The following is a 22,026-nucleotide window of genomic DNA, read 5'->3' as shown; positions in this document are numbered from 1 at the left end:
TTAGTCCTTTCCCACCTTGAACTGTACGAATGCCAGCAGCGCCACCAATGTTACGATTACATAGGACATCGATACGGAATAGCCGAAATTAGGTGCATAAACGAATGCGTTGTTATATATATACTGTGACATTGTAGTCGTCATTTCCGCCGGACCGCCTCCGGTAATATTCATCGGCTCGTCGAATAACTGCAATGTACCATTTGTCGTCATTATCGTCGTCAATAAAATAATAGGTTTTAGCTGCGGTATTGTAATCTTAAAGAGGGTCTGTACCGCGTTCGCACCGTCTACCCTCGCGGCCTCATAGGTTTCCGCCGGAATATTTTGCAGTGCCGCCAAATAAAACATCATATTATAGCCTGTCCACCGCCATGTCATAGCGAGAATAATAACTACTCTTGCCCAAAACGGATCGTTTAAAAAGAAAATCGGTTCGTCTATCAGGTGCAAATTTACCAATAAGTAATTGATGATACCATCGTTTGCGAACATTAATTTGAACAATACGGAATATGCTACCAGCGATGTAACGCAAGGCACAAAGATCGCCGTACGGTAAAAAGTCCGAAATCTCAGCTTGGGGGCATTCAGAATAGTCGCATACACCAACGCCAGCATGAGCATGAGCGGGGCTTGAATTGCCAAAAAGAGAAACGTATTTCCAATCGTTTTATGAAAAATCTTATCGCCCAGCAAACGTTTTATATTCGTCAGGCCGCCGAAGACATATTCTCCGTCCCTCAACACCTTAAAGGAAAGGCTTAAAGATTCTATCATCGGGTAAAGCGTAAACAATACAAAAGCAAGCATCGCGAAAGAAATAAAGAACCAACCATATTTATTATAGTTGACCGTATTCTGCGTTTTTTTCATGTCATCACCTTTCTTCTCAAAGCAGTGCTATGGATTCACCGGACGCTACGGCGTACCGGTAAATCCATATATCTATCCTGCCTTCATTTCTTACTGAATCTGGTTCTTTAATTGGTCCTCTGCCTGCGTCAGGGCCTCTTCTACAGTAATATCTCCCTGCAAGTAGCTAAACAGAGCAGTGTTTACCGCGGTATTTGCTTCCGGCACGTTCTTGCCATACATTACGGAAGGTACTTCCGGCAGCCAGCCAGCAAACTCTGCAAACACTTTCTGACCTCCGAAGAACTCGTCTTCGGTCTGATATGCCTGTCCCTCCTGTGCCGGGAGATAGGTGCCTACTGCTCCTTGATTTACTAGAATATCGCTGTAAAAGTCTACATCGCCCGCATATACTGTTTTGAGAAAATCTGCAATTGCTCCCTTATCCTGTCCATTGTCCAAAACATACCAGCTTGAACCGCCCGTATTCGATGCATTTACGGAATTAGCATTGTTCAGTCTGGGAGTGGAAGCAACCGCCCATTTTCCGGACTGTTCCGGTTCCGCTTTTATGGTGGATACTCTCCATGCCGCGTTGATGACCGACGCTGTGGTTCCGTCATTAATAGCTCCCGCAAGGGTGGAATCATCTGCACATTCCAAGATAACTCCTGCATCGCGCATTTTCTTAATCGTCTCTAAAGATTCTTTTAAAACATCGTTATTCGTAATCGTCAACTCTCCGTTGGAATCGCAGTACCATGCTCCCGCAGACTGCATCATCGTACGAAACAGCGAGGAATAGTTGGTACCATTTGCTACGGTCATCTTCACCCCGGTCTGCTCCTCTACCTGCTTACCGATTTCGATGAAGCGGTCCCACGTAATATCTTCCAGATCCGCTGCCGTAAAACCTGCCTGCTCTAAGTAATCGGTACGGTAAAAGAGTCCTGTTACTCCTGCGTCGAAGGGAACGCCGTATGCCTTGTCATTATAGGTCATCACCTCTACCTTATACGGGGAGAACTGGCTGTAATCCAAGTCATCGCTCAAGGGATAAAAATATTTAGAGTAAGAATTTAAGTATTGGTATATGCTGTAGTCTTCAATCAGACAGATATCAGGCAAGCTCTTACCGCCGGATGCCAGACCCGTCTGCAGCTTCTTATAAATATCCTCCTTGGAGTTGGAGATTACTTCAATTTCTACCTTTGCATCCGGATTCAATTTCTTATAATACTCCGCCGCAGTCTTCATGACAGCAACGTTGAAATTATCATCCCACGCCCATACTGTAATCTTCTGTGTTTCCTCTGCCGCAGCTTCTTCCTTCGTCTCAGCAGCTCCGCTTGCTCCGTTTTCCTTGCTGCTATTGCCGCAGCCGGCCAAAATCATGCTAAATGAAAGCATTCCCGTTGCCAGCAGCAATCCTAACCTTTTCTTCATTTTATTTCCTCCTTGTTTTATCTTTGTTTGTATATCCGAACAGTGTTCGTATATATCGTTTGTAGGCATATAGTAACATACCATAAGCATATTCGCAATAAGAATCCCCAACATTTCAAAAAATTATCATTATTCACAAAAATCATCGTTTCAGATTGTGAAAAAATACAGAAACAATAAACGAGAGGATTTTCTTAATTGCACAAAAAAATAAGGTCATACCGCAGCATCGGAACCGGAATCTTTCCGCTCCAAAAGCTGCTCTGACCTTACTCGAACAATACCATTATTTTATTTCAATTTCATATGCGACAATCTGCATCGGATATGACTCCGCAATCTGGCCCGAAAACCAAATTTTCACTTCTGTACCCGCAGCAAGTGTTTCCAGCGCTTGGCCTCTATAATCGGAATCAAAATAGACAATATACTCACCGCCTGCTTCATCCTGAAATAATATGCTGTCTTCCCGGATTTCTACAATCGTTCCCGCTATACTGCTTTCAGTCTGCTTAGTATTTTTTTTGAACTGCATAAACAGTACAAGAAACAAGCATACCAAAAGTAATCCTATTACAATAAAGAGAATAAACAATTTTTTCTTCTTGATTTGCATATCTATTTTCCTTTTATTCATTTACTGATGTGATAGTTTACTTATAATTATAGATTATATCATAATCCCGTTTCGCTTCGCAACCGGTATGTTTTTGCCATTTCTTGGGATTACGCCCACATGTTGTTTTTTGAACATGCGTGTATTATAATTTATAACTAAGAACAATACAAGCTGCAATTACCGCATGTTAATATATTATATCTGCGGGCAAGATTAGCCGGTAACGGAAAGGGCGTGGTTATTGCTATGACAAATATTTTAATTATTGAAGATAATCTGGAAATTGTCCAAAATCTTCGCATTTTATTAGAAGACGAGGGCTTTAAGGTCTACAGTGTAATGACCAGAGAAGCCGCGCTTCAGGAAATTGATCAAAACGTTTTTGACTTGATTCTTCTCGATTTGACCTTACCTGACGGAAACGGTTATTCTCTTTGTACAGCCATAAAGCGTAAGGGCGAGACTCCTGTCATTTTCCTGACTGCCATGGACGATGAGGCAAGCATCGTAACAGGATTTGACTTAGGCGCCGACGACTATATTACAAAACCATTTCGGCCAATGGAATTAATATCCAGGATAAAAAATGTTCTGCGCCGCAACGGGAAAGGCCCTGTTGTATTCGAAACCGCAGGACTGAAGATAGACACTTTGAAAGCTGTTGTTTCCAGGAATGGACACGAAATACTTCTGTCTCCGCTGGAATATCGATTATTATTAGTGTTCTTTAACCATCAGGGCACCGTATTGTCCAGAAACCGTCTGCTTGAAGAAATCTGGGATATAGCCGGAGATTATGTATATGACAATACCTTAACCGTCTATATCAAAAGGCTTCGCGACAAAATCGAAGAGGATCCTACTTCCCCAACAATCATAAGAACCATCCGGGGATTAGGATATATGCTGGGAGAATAAATTAATATATTGGAAAGGGAACGGTCATTGATATGCATCTTCTTAGAAATCCTGAGATAAAAAATTTATTAGCACTCTATGCACTATTTACCTTATTTGCCGTCTCTGGGTCCTTTTTGCTCAGCGCTTCGGCGGCCGTCTATGTTTTAGCAGTATGTGCGGTTGCCTTATCATTGTTTATGGGATTTACCACGAAGCGGTACAAGGCTATTTCTTCATTAAGCAATCAGGTGGACTCCATTCTCCATAGCAGGCAAAGAACGAATTTCGCTCCGGATAAGGAAGGCGAATTGGCTCTGCTTTCCAGTGAAATATATAAAATGACCATGCGTTTACAGGAACAAACCGAACTGCTGCAAAAGGAGAAAAGTCACTTGAGCAGCTCCATCGCCGATATCTCCCATCAAATCAGAACGCCCCTTACCTCCATCCGCATGCTCGTTCCACGTCTTGGACGGAAAGAATTGCAGCCGGAGCAAAGAAGCGAATATATAAGGGAAATCGTCAGTCTCCTCACCCGCATTGAATGGCTGATAGCCGCTTTGCTGAAGATAGCCCAGCTGGAATCCGGCGTCGTTGCCTTCGAACAAACTCCCATAAAGGTAAAAGAGCTGATTCAGAAATCTCTGGCTCCTCTGGAAATCTTGCTGGAGATAAAAGACATAGCCCTGGAAATCACCATAGCAGATAACGTTTGTTTTAAGGGAGATTTCTTCTGGTCTATGGAAGCGATAGGCAACATCCTCAAAAACTGTCTGGAGCATATACCGGAAAATGGAGCCGTAAAAATTACAGCTTCCGAAAATCCTCTTTACACAGAAATCATCATATCGGATACCGGCTCAGGCATTGCCATCGAAGACTTACCCCATTTATTTGAACGCTTTTACAAAGGGAAGAATTCAGGTCCGGGAAACATGGGAATCGGATTGGCTCTTTCCCGCATGATCATCAGCAGACAAAACGGGACAATAAAAGCACAAAACAGCAATCCTTACGGAGCCGAATTTCATATACGTTTTTATAAAGGAGCTGTTTAATCAAAGCTTCTTTTTTATTTCACAGGAACGATCTTGTAAAGCTGTGCTGCCGAGGATTTGTCCGCGAGAGTGTGCGAAGCACACTTTCGTTCGTGACAATTTTGTAATAAAACAGTCATGGAGCTGTCACATAGGAAATGCTATAATTATTTTAATTTATTTTAGGAGGGTTTCGGAGGGCTATCATGGAAATATTAAAAATCGAAAACTTATGCAAAACCTACGGCAGCGATGAGAATAGAGTAACAGCTTTAAACGACATTTCTTTTTGCGTAGAAAAGGGGGAATTTGTCGCAATCATAGGACAATCCGGCTCAGGGAAATCTACCCTGCTTCACTTAATCGGAGGGGTGGAAAAGCCCAGCTTGGGAACAATAACAATAGACGGTAAAGAAATCTTTCAGAGAACTCCGGAGGAACTGGCGATTTTCAGGAGGCGGCAGGTTGGCCTGGTCTATCAGTTCTACAATCTCATTCCCATATTGAATGTAACAGAAAACATAACCCTTCCACTGAAGTTAGACGGCCAAAAAGTAAATGAAGAACGTCTAAACGAGCTGATCGGCATTTTGGGACTGCAAGATCGCAAAACGCATTTACCGAAGCAATTATCCGGCGGACAGCAGCAACGGGTTTCCATCGGACGGGCGCTGATTCATGCCCCCGCTCTCGTATTAGCCGACGAACCTACCGGGAATCTGGATAACAAGAACAGTCATGATATTATCGAACTGCTAAAATACTCCAATAAAAAATATAACCAAACTCTTCTCGTCGTAACCCATGACGAAAATATTGCTTTGCAGGCCGACCGAATCCTCCGCTTAGAGGATGGTAATATTGTGTCGGATGAAAGAATCAGGAAATAACAGGAGGAAAAAAACATGTGGATGGAGTATTCGATCCGATATATCAAACGAAATAAGTTAAGCAGTATTTTTTTGGCTGCGATTTCCTTCTTATCCGCTATCTTATTATCGCTGGTCTGCGGAATTTTTTATAATATATGGATAGACAGAGTATACCGGAAATCTCTGATGGATGAGAATTCTACCGGGAGTATAGAGCCGCTCGTTGTCGCTTATGTTTTTATCTTAATCGTCATCTGCCTCTCGCTTACGGTTATGATACACAATGCCTTCGAAGTCTCCATGAACAGCCGCTTGCATCAGTTAGGTATCTTGCAAAGCGCCGGAGCAACCCCTAATCAGATACGCACATTCTTATTGCAGGAAACTCTTATTCTCTGCATCGCGCCTATTGCAGCAGGTGTATTATCCGGAATCGGACTATGTTACGGCTTTATGCAGCTTATTATCTTTGTAACGGCGTCCGTAAGGAAATACGAAGTGGTATTTCGCTATCATGCCGTCATTATGGCGGCTGCTCTTCTGCTGTCTATAGCGACCGTTCTCATCTCCGCATGGTTACCGGCAAGGCGAATCAGCCGTTTGACGCCTCTCGATGCAATCCATTACGGTGGGGAACCGCCCGTAGAAAGCATGAAGCCTTACCGCGTGTTTTCTTTTTTATTTGGAATTTATGGAGAATTATCCATAAAATCAATCCACTCACGTAAAAGAGTGTTCAGGACATCTACCCTGTCGCTGACCTTATCCGCCCTGGCCTTTATAAGCTTCCTCAATCTGGAGGCCATTTCAGGTATCAGCACGAAGCATACTTACTTTGAACGTTACCGGGATAAGTGGGATATGATGCTTTCCGTTCCGGATATGGATGAGGAAGAGAATTTACTAAGAGAAATCAAAAATCTTGATGGCGTGGAAAGTTGTATCTTATACAAAAAAATCACGGCATCTACAAGCCTTTTACCCAATATGCTGAGTGAAGAGTTGTTGAAACTAAGTATTGATAACCTTTCAGACAGTATAAAGGCTGAAGGTGATGGGCGCTATTCTTTCGACGTACCGATTTATGTTTTGGATAACGAAAGCTATAAGGACTACTGCTCCAGCAAGGGGCTTTCCGCAAAGGACTCTACCGCTGTAAATATTATCTGGGACAGCTTCCATAGTGACCGCCTAAATAGAATGTATATCCCTTTATTGAAGGAGGGGATGCCCTTAACGCTGCAGCTTCGAAATGAAGCTATGCCTGACAGAGGAGATATGCCTGTCACCGTATCTGCATTTACAACCACTCTCCCTGCGATAAAAGAGGAACTTATCGATTATTCCTTATCCTTAATAATTCCGCAGGATTTTTACGTTAACTTAGCCGAAAGCTTTCCCTATACTGAAAGCTTCTATAACATAAAGCTCGTTTCCAAATCTTACGATGCAGCCGTACAAAATGATATTAAGATCCTTTTACAGGAAAAGAACAGCTATACCTTGGACAGCAAACTGACAGAGGAGATTTTTGACTCCTCTGTCAGAAGGGCCCATAGGTTCTTAATGGGGGCTTTTGCGGGATTATTATCATGTATTGGGATCGCAAATGTATTCTCTTCTACGCTGGGGCAGATTTATCAGCGGAGAAAGGAATTCACAAGATACCTTTCCGTCGGTTTGTCTCCGAAAGGAATGAAAAAAATTCTTGCTATGGAAACGTTGATTGTCGCCCTCCGCCCGATTGTTTTCAGCCTGGTCATAAATATCCCTATTGTGGCAGCCGCCTTGAATACCGCCTCCATTCCGGTAAAGGAATTCATTGCTGCAGCGCCGATAATTCCAATACTCATTTTCACAATATTTATCCTGCTTTCTGTCAGCCTCGCCTATTATCTGGGAGGCCTGAAAATCTGCAATGCGGATATCGGGGATATTCTGAAGGATGAAACTATGATTTAGGAATTTCACCAGTTGCTAAATCACCCTATTTCCCGGAGACAGCTTATTATTTATAAAATCGATAACATTTTGAACAGCGGCTCTGTTCATTTCGTCGAAGTTCTCACTCGTATAAGATGCAGTATGTGGGGTGAGAATAACGTTGGGACATCCAATTAACGGAGAATCCGTACATGGTTCCGCATCGAATACATCGATTGCAGCACCGCGGATTCTTCCTTCCTGCAATACCTGCTTCAGCGCTGCAACATCCGCAACCGGCCCGCGCGCAGTATTGATAAATATGCTCTCCGGCTTCATCTTTCGAAACAGCTCCTCACCGAACATTCCTCTGGTTTCTTCTGTCAAAGGAACATTTACCGAAACGTAATCGCTTACCGACAATAGTTGGTCCAAGTCACAATAAACGGCATGATATTCCTTCTCCCATTCCTCTTTCGGGTGCCTGCAATAATAAATTACTTTCATGCCAAACGAAACGGCTCTTTTAGCGATTTCCATACCGATCCCGCCAAAACCGATCAGTCCCAAGGTCCTTGTCTTTGCACCCGCCATCATAATTCTGCTCCACTGCCTGTCATGCATCGCCATACTCTGCATTTCCACATTGCGCGCAAAATGAAGAATATATGCCATAACATGTTCCGCTACGGCTTCCTCTACCATTCCTGCGGTTCTCGCCAGAATAATTCCTCTTTGCTTACAAGCTGCCAAATCCACGGAGTCATATCCAATACCCCTCCGGGATATCATTTTTAACTTAGGACACCTTCTAATCACTTCCTCGTTATAGGGTTCCAGACCGGTAATCGCGATATCCGCATCTTCTGCTGCCCTATATACGATATACTCCGCGGTACCTGTTCCCATACTTTCCCCGCTGTAATCGGCCACCTCATGACCAGCCTTTACAAGTCCTTCCAGTAAGCCTGCATCGTGTACGGAAAAGTCTCTTGCTGTAATTACTATTTTCATCTTTTGTCACCCTTCTTGTCTTCCGGTACCGTCTCCTACAGGTTATTCGCCTTATTATGCCCTGCTTTAGCCTTTCCCTGGATCTCGGGTACCGGTTCCGTTTCATTCTTTTTTATTTTCATTTTTTTATTGCTTTCTGTTCCATGCGGCTCCTTCGGATCCGGTCTTCTCATACCTGCTTTCGCCATAATTCACCATCCTTACTTAACGATTTTATACCCATTATGATTTGCAAAAGGTACGTTTTTATACGTGTGGCTGCACAATGCTATTTCTGTATAATATTTTTTTACCTGCACATACTACCATCGTTTGACAAAGTCTTATCCGATCGTGAGTGACCTTGTCAAACGATGGTAACTTTATCAATTTTAAGGAGAATAAATATGGCAAAAGATTCACAACTTGACCCCAAGTCAATCCGTAAGAAAAAATCAAATGGCGGTCCTACCTTAGCCGAGAGCGCATTAGATGGAGAAAGCCGAAATGCCAAGAAGCAATCCGGCAGCAGAAAAAATCCCGGCGATGACAAAAAATAATCTATTTATATAAATAATAAATATAAAGGAGTCAATTATATGAACCGCGATAAACTCATAGACCAGGTGAAAAACGAATACGCACGGATCGCTTCTTCCGAATCAAGGCAGCATTCCTGTCAAACCACAACCGATATAACTCCTGAGGCATATTACGAAGACCTGTTAAGTAAAGCCATCAGCGAAATCAATAACGGAACCTTTGATAATTTCAAATCCGGAGAGGAAGTAGTAACTGCCATCGCAAATGACAAATCCTGGCTTTCAGGCTGGAAGTAGTTCTATTTATTCCGGTTCTCCATAAAATTCTTCCCGCTCTTCTTCCGTCAGCCGGTCTGTATACCACGACGGCTGAATGTTATCCGCAGACCGGATCACATGGTTGGATACATACTGTACCCTTCCATCCGTCAGCGGACGAACCACTATCTCATGTGAAAATGCGCAAGATATTTTTTCCACCGGATACACGACATTAACAGTCAGCGTAAGAGTTCCATCCGCATTTTCCTCATATTGCACTACCTCAGGATATGGGATATTCGGGCTATTTCCCCAGTCGTTAAATCCTCTTGTTCGATATTCATAGACCTTACTGTCCTCAAGATACCTCGTCTTACTTCGCAAGGTTTCACTGTCAATCTTAAAATAAGACATTACCACTCTTTCAAATTCTTCCTGCGGAACATAGTATAATTCTCCTTCATAAGATACCTCGTAAGGCGTCGGCATTCCATATACTAACGGGTATAAAATATGAAACATATCATAAAAATCCAGTTCTTCGTAATCCTGTTCATTCCACTCCGTAATAAACATATTATTTGATCCATATCCGATCGGAAGCAGATATTGGCGGTTCAGCTCTCTGCACCTTTCATCCAGTTGATCTACCCGCAAAGCGGTATAACCGGATGCTCCGTCATATCCTGACATATGATTTTTTTCGAAGAACAAATACCCTTCCTGCGAATAATCCCAATTCTCAGCACGATACCTCTCTTTCGAATTAATCTCAGGGCTTTTACCATTCCACAAAAGATAGCTCCGTGTTACCCAGACCGCTTCCTCCGATGTCTGAAAGTCAAACCGGGTAAAGCCCCCGGCGGCCGCTACACAGATTATGGTAAGTTCCGCATCCACATTCCCTTCAACATCTCCGATAAATGCCTTTACTTTTTCAGAATTAACCATATTAACCTGATTTTCAGCATCCACTGCCGCATATCCGGCGTCTCCCAGACATTCTACAATCTTTTTCGCAGTGTCCAACGTTCCAAGCATGCCAGCTTCTACTGCCTGCTCGTAAATCCCCCGATAACACTCCGCTATTTCTTTTGACTCTCTCTCAATTTCCTCATTCGTTCCCTGATTATCCTGTATCTCTTCACTTGTTCCGCTCTTCGGAATAGACTGAGATACATTGCCGCATCCCACAGCTCCAAATATCAGCAAAGCAAGCCCCAACAGCAATTTCTTATATTTGACTAAAGAATTTTTGGTATACATAGTCCTTTATCCTTTCAATACCTTATTATCACATTTCCATGTTCACTTCTTAACAAGGTGTTCTGCATGGGTTCGTCTGACCAATTCTCCGTGCTTCTGTATCTTGTAACCATTCTTTCTTTTTTCTAATATATCGTCTTTACACAGCTGATCCAGCAACCGGAACAGATGGCGATAACTCATACCAATTGAACAGGACACATCTGACAATACATCGGAAAAATAATTGCGATGTGAATTTTTCAGAATATAGGAACAAAGTCTCTGTTCCCCGGAATGCAATGCTGAGGCAACATAATTCTCTTCGCTCTCTGACATTTTCCTTGCAAGGATAGCACCAATTTTGTTGGAAAAAACAAGATTCTTTTCCAGTTCTTCCATACACTTTCTATATTCTACCGTCACACATTCAAAATCTGAGATAGCAACAACAGTAGTTGTAGCAATACTCTGCCCTGTCAAAAGTTCAATCTCTCCAATTACACCTTCCGAAATATAGTAGCACAAAATCAGGCTCTTCCCGTTTAATGCAGTACGACATATTTTAGCACGCCCTTTTGTTACAAGTGCCAGCCTGGAAATAAGAGAGCCTTCTTCCGTAACTCTCTCTCCTGCTTCATACCTTATACATGTGCAATCATTCACTGATATATCCTGCAAACCATACACCTGTAGTATGGCCCTATGTTCTTCCGTAAACGGAATCTTCTTCATATACAATCACCCTTTTTTATTATATCAGACTATTGTTAAAATACCATGACAAATGTCCTATGCGTTTTTCATACGAGTGCTATATTCTTATAATAAGAGGTGTTTAACTATGTATCAATTATTAGCTTTATTAACCGGTATCCTATTATCCATCATGATATCAGTAAATGGGAATCTGTCAGATCAATATGGCGCGATTCTTGCTGCAGTCATTATTCATGTGGTCGGTTCCATATCTGCTTTCCTTCTTTGCCTGACACAAAAGGAAAAGAATCCGCTCCATGGTCATCATCCCAAATGGATTTATCTAGGTGGTGCCATTGGTGTTTGCACAACTGTATTTAATAATCTTGCCTACGGACATATCAGCGTGACAAGTATCGTAGCTTTGGGTCTATTGGGGCAGACTGTCACTTCTCTATTCATCGATACTTACGGTCTGTTCGGGATGAAAAAGCAATCCTTTAACAAGAATTCCATTCTTGGATTTGCGGTCTCATTTCTCGGAATACTGTTAATGCTTGACCAAAGTGTTGCAGGGGCAATCATCGCTGTTTTCATTTCTTTTTGCGCCGGTATCTCCGTTGTTCTATCCAGAAGTGTGAATGCACGTCTGGCTGAAAAAACCGGTGCACTTCGTGGTTCGCTGATAAATCATCTGGTCGGCTTACCCATCACCATTATTGTTGCACTTTTTGCCAAGCAGTTTTCTTCCATTCCTTCAATTTCCGCCTTTCATCCATGGATCTACTTTGGCGGCATATTCGGTGTGGCAGTTATCTTTCTTTGCAATCTTACCGTTCCAAGGATATCTGCATTTTACCTGACTCTGCTTACCTTTGTCGGTCAGGTATTTACAGGAATTCTGTTGGATCTTATATTTGGCGATCACTTCTCAAGAGCTTCTTTTGTCGGTGGAATTATAATTATCTTCGGAATTGCAATAAATTTTATTATCGAAAGAATTCATACATATAAGAATGAAAAAGAACGCGCTTACTGGTCTAAGATAAAGCGTGCAGAGGAAGAACATCGAAAAGTTCTTCTGAAGATATATGAGGAACAGCAAACGCCTGATATCATTGCTAAAAAATAAACAGTATATAAAAAGTTTAGTATTCCTTTAGTTCACAAAACCTCCGGCATCCTGTAATAACTGCCGGAGGTTACTTATTTTACAACCGCTGATTTATCTTCCGCTCATATATTTCTTCCCTACACTAGAAAGATACTAGCGGAGTATCCACTCTGAATTGCTCACTTACATATTTCGCATAAGTTTCGTGACTTCCAACGAGCTCATCATGGGTTCCGCTCCCTGTAATCTTGCCTTTCTCAAGGAAATAAATCTTATCGCTGTCAACAATAGTGGCAAGTCTGTGGGCAATCACCAAAGTAGTACGCCCTTTCATCAGATTAGCTAACGCACTCTGCACCATCATTTCCGATTCACTGTCAAGACTGGCCGTTGCTTCATCCAGCATTAGTATTTTGGGATTACGTAAGAATGCTCGGGCAATGGCAATCCGCTGCCGCTGACCACCGGAAATCTTAACACCTCGTTCACCCACTTCAGTCAACAATCCATCCGGCATTTCTTCGACAAACTTACGAGCGTAAGCAAGTCCTAAAACATTCCATAATTCATCATCACTAAATTCTTTATCTAATCCATAAGTAAGATTATCTCTGATCGTACCCGCCATAATCGCACTGTCTTGCGAAACAAAACCTATTTGGCTGCGATAATCCGTCAAATTAATATCTTGGATATTTTTATCTCCAAATTCTATAACGCCGCGACCAGGATCATAGAATCTTTCAAGCAAACTGAATATTGTTGACTTTCCTCCGCCAGACGGGCCGGCAAAAGCAATAATCTGATTTGGTTTTGCCTCAAAAGACACACCGGTTAAAATCGGTTCATCATTTTCATACGCAAAATCAATATTAGTAACTTTAAGCTTTTTACCGGACAAATCGATAATTTCTCCGCCCTGCAGATCTTCAGGCTCTTCGTCCAGTAATTCTTGAACCCGCTTCGTTGAGCCGGCCGCTTTTGCCATCTCGGTAAATAGGGTCGCAACACTCGGCATTGCTCCGATCAGATTAAACAAGTACATTAGGAAACTCATCAATGTCCCGATCGCCATTGCCCCAATAGCAATTCGATGCATACCATAAGCTAATAAGCCAAAGATCATGCTCATCATCACCATCATCATAATTGGTTGCATTGTTGCATCGAAGACCGCCTCTTTTTTGCCGACTTTGAATAACTTATCCACTTCGTGATTAGCGCGCATTTGTGCCTGTTTTTCTGCATTAGAAGTTTTTACAAGGCGAATCTCACTTAATGTTTCGCTGGCAATCCCATTAAACTCCGCAAGAGCGTCCTGTCTCATATGTCCGACTTTTGTTCCAAATCCAAAGATCGGCAGCATAATGATCAGTACAATCGGAACAGTTACCAGCATTGCCAAGCACATTTGCCAATCCATTTTAAGCATCATATAGACAGAACCTAAAACCAGGATAATGCTGGATATGGTTTGTGGAAAAGTATTAGCAAGTAACTGTTTTACTTGTGATGTATCATTTACTAAACGGCTTGAAATCTCACCGGCTTTAATGGCATCAAAATAGTTTACCTTTAACGTTGTCAATTTAAACCAGAGATTTTTTCTCAGGTTTTGAATGACATTTTCCCCAAAAATACCAAGAACCGTTCCGCCAATTGCCGAAATAATCGCAGAAGATACGAACAATAAGACTACCTTTAACAGCAACGGATAATCGATTCCTTTTGAAAAGTTATTGACTAATGACGATGCTAACTGGGGTACATAAATTTGAACACTTGAGGATACTATTAACAGCAGTATTCCTATTATCAAAAGAAAATACTTTGGTTTCGTTGTTGCGATCAGCCCGACAAATTGTCTAAGCGAAAACTTCGTGCTATCTTTTCTGACTGTATCATCCGGTCTTCCGCCACCCATTATCTACGCCCCCTTCCAAAGAATTTACCATCTCTGCCAAATCCGCCATGAAAATCCTCTCCAAATCCACCAAAGCCGCCGAATCCATTACGCTCTAGCATTTGTTCACGTGCACGCCCGAGGTGAGCTGACATTTGGCCAAAATGTTGCCAACGCTTATCATCACCGAAAATCTCATTTAATTTTAATCGGAACTCATCGCTTGAAATGTTATCTGCAATACGTGATAAATATTCATATAACTTTTCCAGTTCTTCTTCAGCAAAACCTCTGAATAACTCATCTTTAAGACTTGAAGAAATCTCGCCGCGATCTTTTATACTTTCATAACCCTTCTCAGTCAGCTTGACAAACGTAACCCTGGCATCTTCTTCTGATTTCACACGTTCAGCCGTTCCTGCCATTTCAAGCTTTTTGATGATTTGAGTGACGCTTGATGGCTTGATATCTAAGAATTCAGAAATACGCCCTGCCGTCACACCATCTTCTTTTGATAATAACCGCAAGGTTTCAAAAGCATTATCCGTCTTTTCTTCTACCTGATTAGCAAAAATCAAAAAGGGTTGATGGGTGATCTCCATTAACTTATTCAATATATTATTTGTATTCATATCGTTTACCTCCATTTTAATTTATTTAGTTTATTTGTTGTATAACAAAACAAATTATAGTTCTTTTTATTTTGTTTGTCAACTCTTAAACTAAATAAATATATATCATATATTCTATCAAATCAACTCTAACGCCGTGTTCTCTCTTTCACCGCTTTTCACACACTAATAACACAAAAAATCCGGGAACAAAGATTTGCAAATGACAAATCTAAATTCCCGGATATAATTCTCAAATCATTTCGCCTGCACTCGTCCAATCACGGTTGACATCTTACTGTTCAGCTCGTTTTAATCTAAGTGCTAAACGGCAATCGTTTCATCAGATAGCGCATAGTATCGCCCCTGCTGATCGTTCCCACAAGAACACCATTTTGCGTTACCGGAACTTTGCTCAGCTTGTGTTCATAAAACAGTTGGCAGACCTTTGATAGCGAAGTGCTGAGTTCCACCGTTATAGTGCGCTTGGTTGCGATCTCCATTACGTTTCTTTGCAAAAACTCTCTGGCTTTGGTCACAAACTCTTCGTTGTCAGGCAGCACGATAGAAAATGACTCCCCGATAACATGCACATCTTGTTTTGCCATATACCGCAGAACATCTCCATCCGATACATAGCCGATAATGTGCCTTCCATTGTCTATGACAGGCAACCCGCTTGTGCGGTATTCAATAAATTTCTCAATTACCCGTTCAATTGAATCACCGGACGACACAGTGTATGGGTTTGAATGCATTGCCGCATCTAGCTCCGATATCATTTTGCTTTCGAAAATACTATCGCTCTTCTCCCGGTCTTTTACCTTAATAATAACCAACACAAGACCGATAACGGCGATTACAATGCTGAGATAAAATGCAACATGAATCCCTATTAGCTGCGACTTTACAAAATTATCGGAGGCGTATAAATTTGTGGCCAGCGACATGGCGGACACCATCAGCGCCACCCCAAAGGTCGAAGCGACTTGACGCATAGCACTTGATACCGCATTTCCATGATGCAGAATCTCATCCGGGAGATTGCTGATTGACCAAATGTTAATCGGCGTATTGGCAATCATCAAGCCAAAAGAACGGGCACAGTAAACAATAATCATTAATGCGATGGGAGTTTCAAATCCCCACAACGCCATTCCCAAAGAGCCGATCGACAACAATGCTACTCCTGCAATCGAAAGGTAACGCGCCCCGAATTTATCATGTAAATTTCCTGCAAAGTATCCTCCAATTGCGCCCAGAATCGAACCGGGAACCATAATCAGTCCTGAAATCGTAGCTGAAAATCCGCGTACGGTTTGGACATAAATCGGAAGGGTGAGAGACACTGCCGCAAGGGATGCTGATATCAGCATGGATATCACAATCCCATATAGGAACTGCTTATCAAAAAGCACTTTAAGCTCTAAAAATGGCTCTGTAAGCTTAAACTGGCGGCGAGCAAAGGCAATAAGTGTCCCGGCACCCAAGACGATCAGCACGACCGCGGCAGGCAATGTTTCAATCTTACCAAACATAGAAAAGCCGTAAAGAAGGAAAAAAAGACCCAGGGATGACTCCGCAACTGATATTTTATCGAGACAAACCGGCTTTGTCTTGCCGAAATTTTTTATTGAAAATGCTGCAATAAGTATAATGATCGCCGCCAACACCGCCATAATCAGAAACATAACGTGCCAGCCTACCATATCTGTAAGGATGCCGGAAATTGCAGGACCCATTGCGGGGGCGAACATTATAACAAAGTTATACATTCCCATTGCACTGCCGCGCTTTCCGTGAGGAAAAATGAGGAGCAGCACAGTCATTGACATTGGCAGCATAACGCCCGCACATACCGCTTGCAATATGCGTCCGGCGAGCAAAACAGGAAAATTGATTCCCCAAGCTGCAAGCAGGCTACCGGCAAAAAATAAGCCGAAAACGGTGATGAACAATTTCCTCGTAGAAAACCGATCCATTAAAAACGCCGAAACAGCCACTATAATGGCGTTTACCAAAGTGAAGCCTGAAACCAGCCACTGTGCAGTGGTAGCATTAATCTTCAGCTCGGTCATGACCGAGGGGATAGCCGGATTCATTAATGTTTGGTTTAATACCGACAAAAAAGCACCACAGATTAAAACGATGACTGTGGCTTTCTGACCTTTTTCCATATTATATTACTTCCTTTCAGTTCCCGTATTATCAATATTGCAATAGATTTATTAAAACTATTCCAATAAATAGCCGCACAAACGGTTCACATATAATTTTGCGGCCGTCAGCATAGCTGTCCTCTCCTCTTCATCCAGGCTTTCCATTGCTTTACTTTCCGCATTTTTGATCTTTTGAATCATTTCAAAAGCAAATGCCCGCCCTTTGTCTGTAAAATGAATGACCTTTTGCCTCCTGTCGGAATCGAGTTCGACCATTCTGATTACTCCGCGACGCAGCAAGCCGGTCACGATAGCATTGACCGTCTGTTTGGGAAGAAAAGTGTATTCACAGATGGTCCTCTGCGTACAATTCCCATCGTGTTCCAGGATAATCCGAAGTGCACATAATGTGCTGTAAGACATACCAAGACTTTTCGCGTATGCTTCATATTGGGCATTAAGTTCAAAGTAAGTACGTAAATACTCATTCGCATTCTTTTCTTCTCTGGTCACAGTCGGCCTCCTTATTTAGTCTTATTATATACCGTCCCAAACGGGACTATTATAGCATACTATGATACTGAAATGAAGTCAAGACTTACATATCTCATTACACAAAGTGGGATTAGGGTTTTATAAACTAAGTATCCCCATATGCTCAAGCAATATCTTCCAACCCATTAAAACCAATATAATACCGCCGGCAAGTTCAGCCTTCGATTTGAATTTTACACCGAAAATATTACCGATTTTCACGCCCAGTACAGATAAAGTCAGTGTAATAATCCCGATGGATAAAATTGCCGGGACAATATTAACATTAAGGAACGCAAATGACACGCCTACCGCCAGTGCATCAATGCTTGTAGCAAGAGCAAGAGGCAGCATTTTCCCAGGTTTTAAAGAGACTTCTTCCTTTTCGGGGCGTTCTCCGCTGGGGCATCCTCTGTCCGTACATGTTTCAGCAGTACATTCCCTGTCTGCACAACCTTCTTTTTTAAAGCTTTCCACGATCATTTTGCCGCCGATAATGCTGAGCAGGGCAAATGCGATCCAGTGATCGAACGCAATTATTTTATCAGCAAACTGTGTGGCAAGCCAATATCCGGCAAGCGGCATAACCGCTTGAAAAAAGCCAAAGTACAAACCGACAATCAATGCTTTTTGTATGGTTGCTTTAGGCATGGTCAGTCCGAAACAGGCGGCTACGGCAAAAGCATCCATAGAAAGCCCAATGGCAATAAGGAGTAATTCCATCAAATTCATCGTATGTTCTCCTTTACAAGATGTTATTTGCAAAAGAAAAAACCCAAGCATTACTCATACGAGCATATACTTGGACTTTGATAAATAATAACGACCATGTATAGCTGTAAAAGTTATACATGAGTCTCGTTTTTTAAGACAAGCCAGACCGTTGCCGGTCAGCATGTTGACTTGCCGCACATATTTGCGCTAACTACTCCCTCACGGGTATTTTCAGTTTTCAGTAGTGTATCATGATTTCATGTGAAAATCAAGCCAAAACAAATAAAATGCCATACTGCAAAAAGCAATGTTGTTAATACTACATTTTACCTATCTCAATCACCGAACGCGCCCTGAGTAACGCAAGACCGCTGACAAATATGACTATACCGGACGCGATCAACAGCCACTCAATTCGCACCAAATCACCCAAGGGACCGAATACAACCATTCCGAGCGGCATTGCCAACCCACCGAACATCATCATCACGCTGAATACCCGTCCCATTTTGTCCGGCTCAATTTTGCTCTGGAGCAAAGTCATACTCGGCGTGTTGAACAACGGCATAGTAACTCCGCAGATGAGCATTACACCTAAATATATCCAGAAATTCGGCACTACACCGAGCAGAAAACCTGTCAAGCCGAATAGAGCACAAGCCATGACAATAGTGTGCGCCTTGTTTTTGAAACCGCCCCACACAGAAATTAATATGCCGCCTACGACTGCGCCGATTGAAAATACAATTTCAATCGCAGTCAGCCTCCATACATCATCGCCGAATGTGCGGGCTGTCTGAAGTGGAGTAAGCAAAGCGGCGGGCGATGCGAAAAAGCTGAAGAACGCACTGTAAATGATAATAAGTTTCAGCCACGCCTTGGAATTGATATATCGCAGCCCTTCGCGCAGTTCGTGAAAATATGCCTGTACGCCATGCTTTAATTCCTCTGTGCGGGGAACGCCGGACACCTTAACAAATATCAAAACTATGCTTATGCCTATTGCCGCAGTTACCACATCAACGAAGAAAATATATTCAATCGATAGGAACGACAGCAATGCACCTGCCGCCATCGGTGCGACAAACATATTCAACGACTGGATTGAGCTTTGTATGCCGTTGAATCGCTGCAAACTCTCCGTCGGTACGATTTGCGGTATCATTGCAGATACTGCGGGCTGCTGTATACCTTGTCCGAACGACCTCGCAATTACAACTATGAACATAAGCCAGATATTTTTGTATCCGGAGATGTACGCGACCGCCAAGCCGAGCGTTATCAGCGCGATGCACGCATCGGATATTATGATAAGGTGCTTGCGATTGTGCCTGTCCGCCCATACACCCGCAAACGGCGAAATAAGCGTCATTGGCAACAGCGCGGCGCAGGTGAACAGCGTCATGATCACACCCGATTTGGTTTCGAGTGTAATTTGCCATGTTATAGCATGCTGCACGAGCATCGAGCCGAACATTGACACGAACTGCCCAATGATATATAAAGTTGCATTACGTTTCCAGTTAGTCATTTCAGTACCTCGCCTTTATTGACAGTCAAGTAATCCATTTACGATCCTCCCAATTTCCTTAATCTTATGCAATTATCCCACAAAGAGCCAGTTTACATTCATACCACTCAATACCAGTTGATAAGATTTAATTTGGATGCCCACTCATGGCGACACGTCATAAATCGGAATTAAAAAATAGTAGAAAATCTCATTTTGACTATTCTACCATAAACTTATAAATTATGATATAAATATTCCTTATAAAAAGGGCAAAAGAAAGCTGCCAAATCTTTTGACTTGGAGACATTATTTTACTAACTTCTTTTCTTTCTGTTCTAATAACTTAACCCTCGTCGCTTTATATAAGCAACGAGGGTCATCTTAAAAATCATATTATCTCACTATTTTACAGCAAGAACTACTTCTGTTAATTTTATAACTGAGGCCCTGCAGAAACTAATGCCTTACCTGCCCCATTTCCTTCATACTTCACAAAGTTCTTCACAAAACGCTGTGCCAAGTCTTTGGCTTTAGTATCCCAATCAGAAGCATTTGCATAGGTATCACGAGGATCAAGAATCTTGGGATCCACGCCCGGCAGCTCTGTCGGAATATCAAAATTAAAGTACGGCAGCTTCTTCATCGGTGCGCTCGCGATGGAACCATCCAGAATTGCATCGATAATACCACGTGTGTCACGGATAGAGATACGCTTCCCTGTACCATTCCAACCCGTATTAACAAGATATGCCTTCGCACCGCTCTTCTGCATTTTCTTAACGAGCTCCTCCGCATATTTGGTCGGATGAAGTTCCAGAAATGCCTGACCGAAGCAAGCGGAAAATGTAGGTGTAGGCTCTGTGATTCCACGTTCTGTACCGGCAAGCTTCGCAGTAAATCCAGATAAGAAATAATACTGTGTCTGTTCCGGAGTTAAAACGGATACCGGAGGAAGAACACCGAATGCATCTGCCGACAGGAAGATAACATTTTTTGCCGCCGGAGCTGCCGAAACCGGACGAACGATATTCTTAATATGATCAATCGGATAAGATACACGAGTATTCTCCGTTATGCTCTTATCAGTAAAATCGATCTTACCGTCAGCATCAAGCGTAACATTTTCTAAGAGAGCATCTCTCTTAATCGCGTTATAAATATCCGGCTCTGATTCCTTGTCCAAGTCAATAACTTTAGCATAACATCCGCCCTCAAAGTTGAATACACCCTTGTCATCCCATCCGTGCTCATCATCTCCGATAAGAAGGCGTTTCGGATCTGTAGACAATGTAGTCTTACCTGTTCCGGAAAGTCCGAAGAATATCGCAGTATTCTCACCGTTCAAATCAGTATTTGCAGAACAATGCATAGAAGCAATACCTTTCAGCGGCAAATAGTAGTTCATCATAGAGAACATACCCTTCTTCATCTCACCGCCGTACCAGGTATTTACAATAACCTGTTCGCGAGTGGTTATGTTGAACAATACACCCGTCTCAGAATTAAGACCTAACTCTTTGTAATTCTCTACTTTTGCCTTAGAAGCGTTATATACAATGAAATCAGGCTTAAAATCTTCCAGTTCCTCAGCGGTAGGCTGGATAAACATATTCGTAACGAAGTGAGCCTGCCATGCAACCTCCACGATAAAACGAATTGCCATGCGGGTATCCTTATTAGCACCGCAAAATGCGTCTACAATAAAAAGCCTTTTATTGGAAAGTTCTTTCAGAGCGATTTCCTTTACAGTGTCCCATGCTTCCTGAGTAGCAGGATGATTGTCATTCTTATATTCATCGGAGGTCCACCATACCGTGTCCTTGGAATTCTCATCCATAACGATGAACTTATCCTTAGGTGACCGTCCTGTATAAATACCTGTCATAACATTTACTGCACCAAGTTCACTTACCTGACCCTTTTCAAAGCCCTCTAGACTTGATTTTGTCTCTTCCTCAAATAACATTTCAAAAGAAGGATTTCGAACAATTTCTGTAACTCCGGTGATGCCATATTGGCTCAAATCAATATTTGCCATTTTTAACCAACCTCTCTTTCATTTTTATTATGTCCCGTTTATTGTCTC

The 22,026-nt window shown here is 42.3% G+C and carries 21 protein-coding genes; 7 read left to right on the top strand and 14 right to left on the bottom strand.

Features of this window, described 5'->3' with window-relative positions; genetic code table 11:
- From V6984_RS09865 to V6984_RS09855, 3 genes are all read right to left on the bottom strand, one after another.
- Positions 1 to 876 carry a sugar ABC transporter permease gene (locus V6984_RS09865; RefSeq protein ID WP_342759610.1) on the bottom strand — a complete coding sequence of 292 codons (876 nt, stop codon included), beginning with the start codon at positions 874 to 876 and terminating at the stop codon, positions 1 to 3.
- 90 nt (positions 877 to 966) lie between these two features.
- Positions 967 to 2,301 (bottom strand): ABC transporter substrate-binding protein, encoded by a 1,335-nt coding sequence (locus tag V6984_RS09860; RefSeq protein ID WP_342759609.1) that lies wholly within the window; start codon positions 2,299 to 2,301, stop codon positions 967 to 969.
- Between the two features lie 286 nt (positions 2,302 to 2,587).
- Entirely contained in the window at positions 2,588 to 2,917 is a 330-nt protein-coding gene (locus V6984_RS09855; RefSeq protein WP_342759608.1) for a DUF3221 domain-containing protein, read from the bottom strand.
- A 249-nt stretch (positions 2,918 to 3,166) separates the two neighbouring features.
- Here V6984_RS09855 and V6984_RS09850 point away from each other — a divergent pair, with 249 nt between their 5' ends.
- From V6984_RS09850 to V6984_RS09835, 4 genes are all read left to right on the top strand, one after another.
- Complete coding sequence (locus tag V6984_RS09850) at positions 3,167 to 3,838, top strand: response regulator transcription factor (protein ID WP_342759607.1); 672 nt, start codon at positions 3,167 to 3,169, stop codon at positions 3,836 to 3,838.
- A gap of 179 nt (positions 3,839 to 4,017) precedes the next feature.
- The gene (locus tag V6984_RS09845; protein WP_342759606.1) at positions 4,018 to 4,878 is read left to right on the top strand and encodes a HAMP domain-containing sensor histidine kinase; all 861 of its coding nucleotides are present in this window, start codon (positions 4,018 to 4,020) and stop codon (positions 4,876 to 4,878) included.
- 185 nt (positions 4,879 to 5,063) lie between these two features.
- Positions 5,064 to 5,747: an ABC transporter ATP-binding protein gene (locus V6984_RS09840; protein WP_342759605.1), complete on the top strand. Its 684-nt coding sequence runs from the start codon at positions 5,064 to 5,066 to the stop codon at positions 5,745 to 5,747.
- Between the two features lie 21 nt (positions 5,748 to 5,768).
- Complete coding sequence (locus V6984_RS09835) at positions 5,769 to 7,691, top strand: FtsX-like permease family protein (protein ID WP_342759604.1); 1,923 nt, start codon at positions 5,769 to 5,771, stop codon at positions 7,689 to 7,691.
- Positions 7,692 to 7,706: 15 nt separating this feature from the next.
- On the opposite strand, the gene V6984_RS09830 is transcribed toward V6984_RS09835, so the two are convergent.
- A complete protein-coding gene (locus V6984_RS09830; RefSeq protein WP_342759603.1) occupies positions 7,707 to 8,666 on the bottom strand; it encodes an NAD(P)-dependent oxidoreductase in 960 nt (319 codons plus the stop codon).
- Between the two features lie 35 nt (positions 8,667 to 8,701).
- The gene (locus tag V6984_RS09825) at positions 8,702 to 8,854 is read right to left on the bottom strand and encodes a hypothetical protein (protein WP_342759602.1); all 153 of its coding nucleotides are present in this window, start codon (positions 8,852 to 8,854) and stop codon (positions 8,702 to 8,704) included.
- A gap of 198 nt (positions 8,855 to 9,052) precedes the next feature.
- Between V6984_RS09825 and V6984_RS09820 the strand changes: the two genes are divergently transcribed.
- Both V6984_RS09820 and V6984_RS09815 read left to right on the top strand, forming a co-directional pair.
- Positions 9,053 to 9,205, top strand: a complete 153-nt coding sequence (locus V6984_RS09820) for a hypothetical protein (RefSeq protein WP_342759601.1) — start codon at positions 9,053 to 9,055, stop codon at positions 9,203 to 9,205.
- 39 nt (positions 9,206 to 9,244) lie between these two features.
- On the top strand, positions 9,245 to 9,484 hold the full coding sequence (locus V6984_RS09815; protein WP_342759600.1) for a hypothetical protein: 240 nt from the start codon (positions 9,245 to 9,247) through the stop codon (positions 9,482 to 9,484).
- Positions 9,485 to 9,490: 6 nt separating this feature from the next.
- On the opposite strand, the gene V6984_RS09810 is transcribed toward V6984_RS09815, so the two are convergent.
- Positions 9,491 to 10,714, bottom strand: coding sequence for a DUF6070 family protein (locus tag V6984_RS09810; RefSeq protein ID WP_342759599.1), 1,224 nt, complete (start codon positions 10,712 to 10,714; stop codon positions 9,491 to 9,493).
- Between the two features lie 42 nt (positions 10,715 to 10,756).
- On the bottom strand, positions 10,757 to 11,428 hold the full coding sequence (locus tag V6984_RS09805; protein WP_342759598.1) for a cyclic nucleotide-binding domain-containing protein: 672 nt from the start codon (positions 11,426 to 11,428) through the stop codon (positions 10,757 to 10,759).
- Positions 11,429 to 11,537: 109 nt separating this feature from the next.
- Between V6984_RS09805 and V6984_RS09800 the strand changes: the two genes are divergently transcribed.
- Positions 11,538 to 12,524 carry a DMT family transporter gene (locus V6984_RS09800; protein WP_342759597.1) on the top strand — a complete coding sequence of 329 codons (987 nt, stop codon included), beginning with the start codon at positions 11,538 to 11,540 and terminating at the stop codon, positions 12,522 to 12,524.
- 124 nt (positions 12,525 to 12,648) lie between these two features.
- Here the strand turns inward: V6984_RS09800 and V6984_RS09795 are convergent, their stop codons facing one another.
- The 7 genes from V6984_RS09795 to pckA all read right to left on the bottom strand — a co-directional run bounded on the left by V6984_RS09795 (position 12,649) and on the right by pckA (position 21,978).
- Positions 12,649 to 14,430: an ABC transporter ATP-binding protein gene (locus tag V6984_RS09795; RefSeq protein WP_342759596.1), complete on the bottom strand. Its 1,782-nt coding sequence runs from the start codon at positions 14,428 to 14,430 to the stop codon at positions 12,649 to 12,651.
- The gene (locus tag V6984_RS09790; protein ID WP_342759595.1) at positions 14,430 to 15,041 is read right to left on the bottom strand and encodes a MarR family transcriptional regulator; all 612 of its coding nucleotides are present in this window, start codon (positions 15,039 to 15,041) and stop codon (positions 14,430 to 14,432) included. Before V6984_RS09790 ends, V6984_RS09795 begins: the two co-directional genes overlap by 1 nt.
- Positions 15,042 to 15,337: 296 nt before the next feature.
- Positions 15,338 to 17,197: an MDR family MFS transporter gene (locus tag V6984_RS09785; protein ID WP_342759594.1), complete on the bottom strand. Its 1,860-nt coding sequence runs from the start codon at positions 17,195 to 17,197 to the stop codon at positions 15,338 to 15,340.
- Between the two features lie 57 nt (positions 17,198 to 17,254).
- Positions 17,255 to 17,692: a MarR family winged helix-turn-helix transcriptional regulator gene (locus tag V6984_RS09780; protein ID WP_342759593.1), complete on the bottom strand. Its 438-nt coding sequence runs from the start codon at positions 17,690 to 17,692 to the stop codon at positions 17,255 to 17,257.
- A gap of 120 nt (positions 17,693 to 17,812) precedes the next feature.
- Positions 17,813 to 18,445: a manganese efflux pump MntP family protein gene (locus tag V6984_RS09775; protein WP_342759592.1), complete on the bottom strand. Its 633-nt coding sequence runs from the start codon at positions 18,443 to 18,445 to the stop codon at positions 17,813 to 17,815.
- A 301-nt stretch (positions 18,446 to 18,746) separates the two neighbouring features.
- A complete protein-coding gene (locus V6984_RS09770) occupies positions 18,747 to 19,892 on the bottom strand; it encodes an MFS transporter (protein WP_342759977.1) in 1,146 nt (381 codons plus the stop codon).
- A gap of 481 nt (positions 19,893 to 20,373) precedes the next feature.
- Positions 20,374 to 21,978, bottom strand: coding sequence for a phosphoenolpyruvate carboxykinase (ATP) (gene pckA / locus V6984_RS09765; RefSeq protein ID WP_342759591.1), 1,605 nt, complete (start codon positions 21,976 to 21,978; stop codon positions 20,374 to 20,376).
- Positions 21,979 to 22,026 lie beyond the last annotated feature (48 nt).

Source organism: Kineothrix sp. IPX-CK (genome assembly GCF_039134705.1).
Classification (GTDB): Bacteria; Bacillota; Clostridia; order Lachnospirales; family Lachnospiraceae; genus Kineothrix; species Kineothrix sedimenti.
The sequence above is the reverse complement of the archived record's forward strand: the minus strand, read 5'-3'. Positions and strand labels throughout refer to the sequence as shown.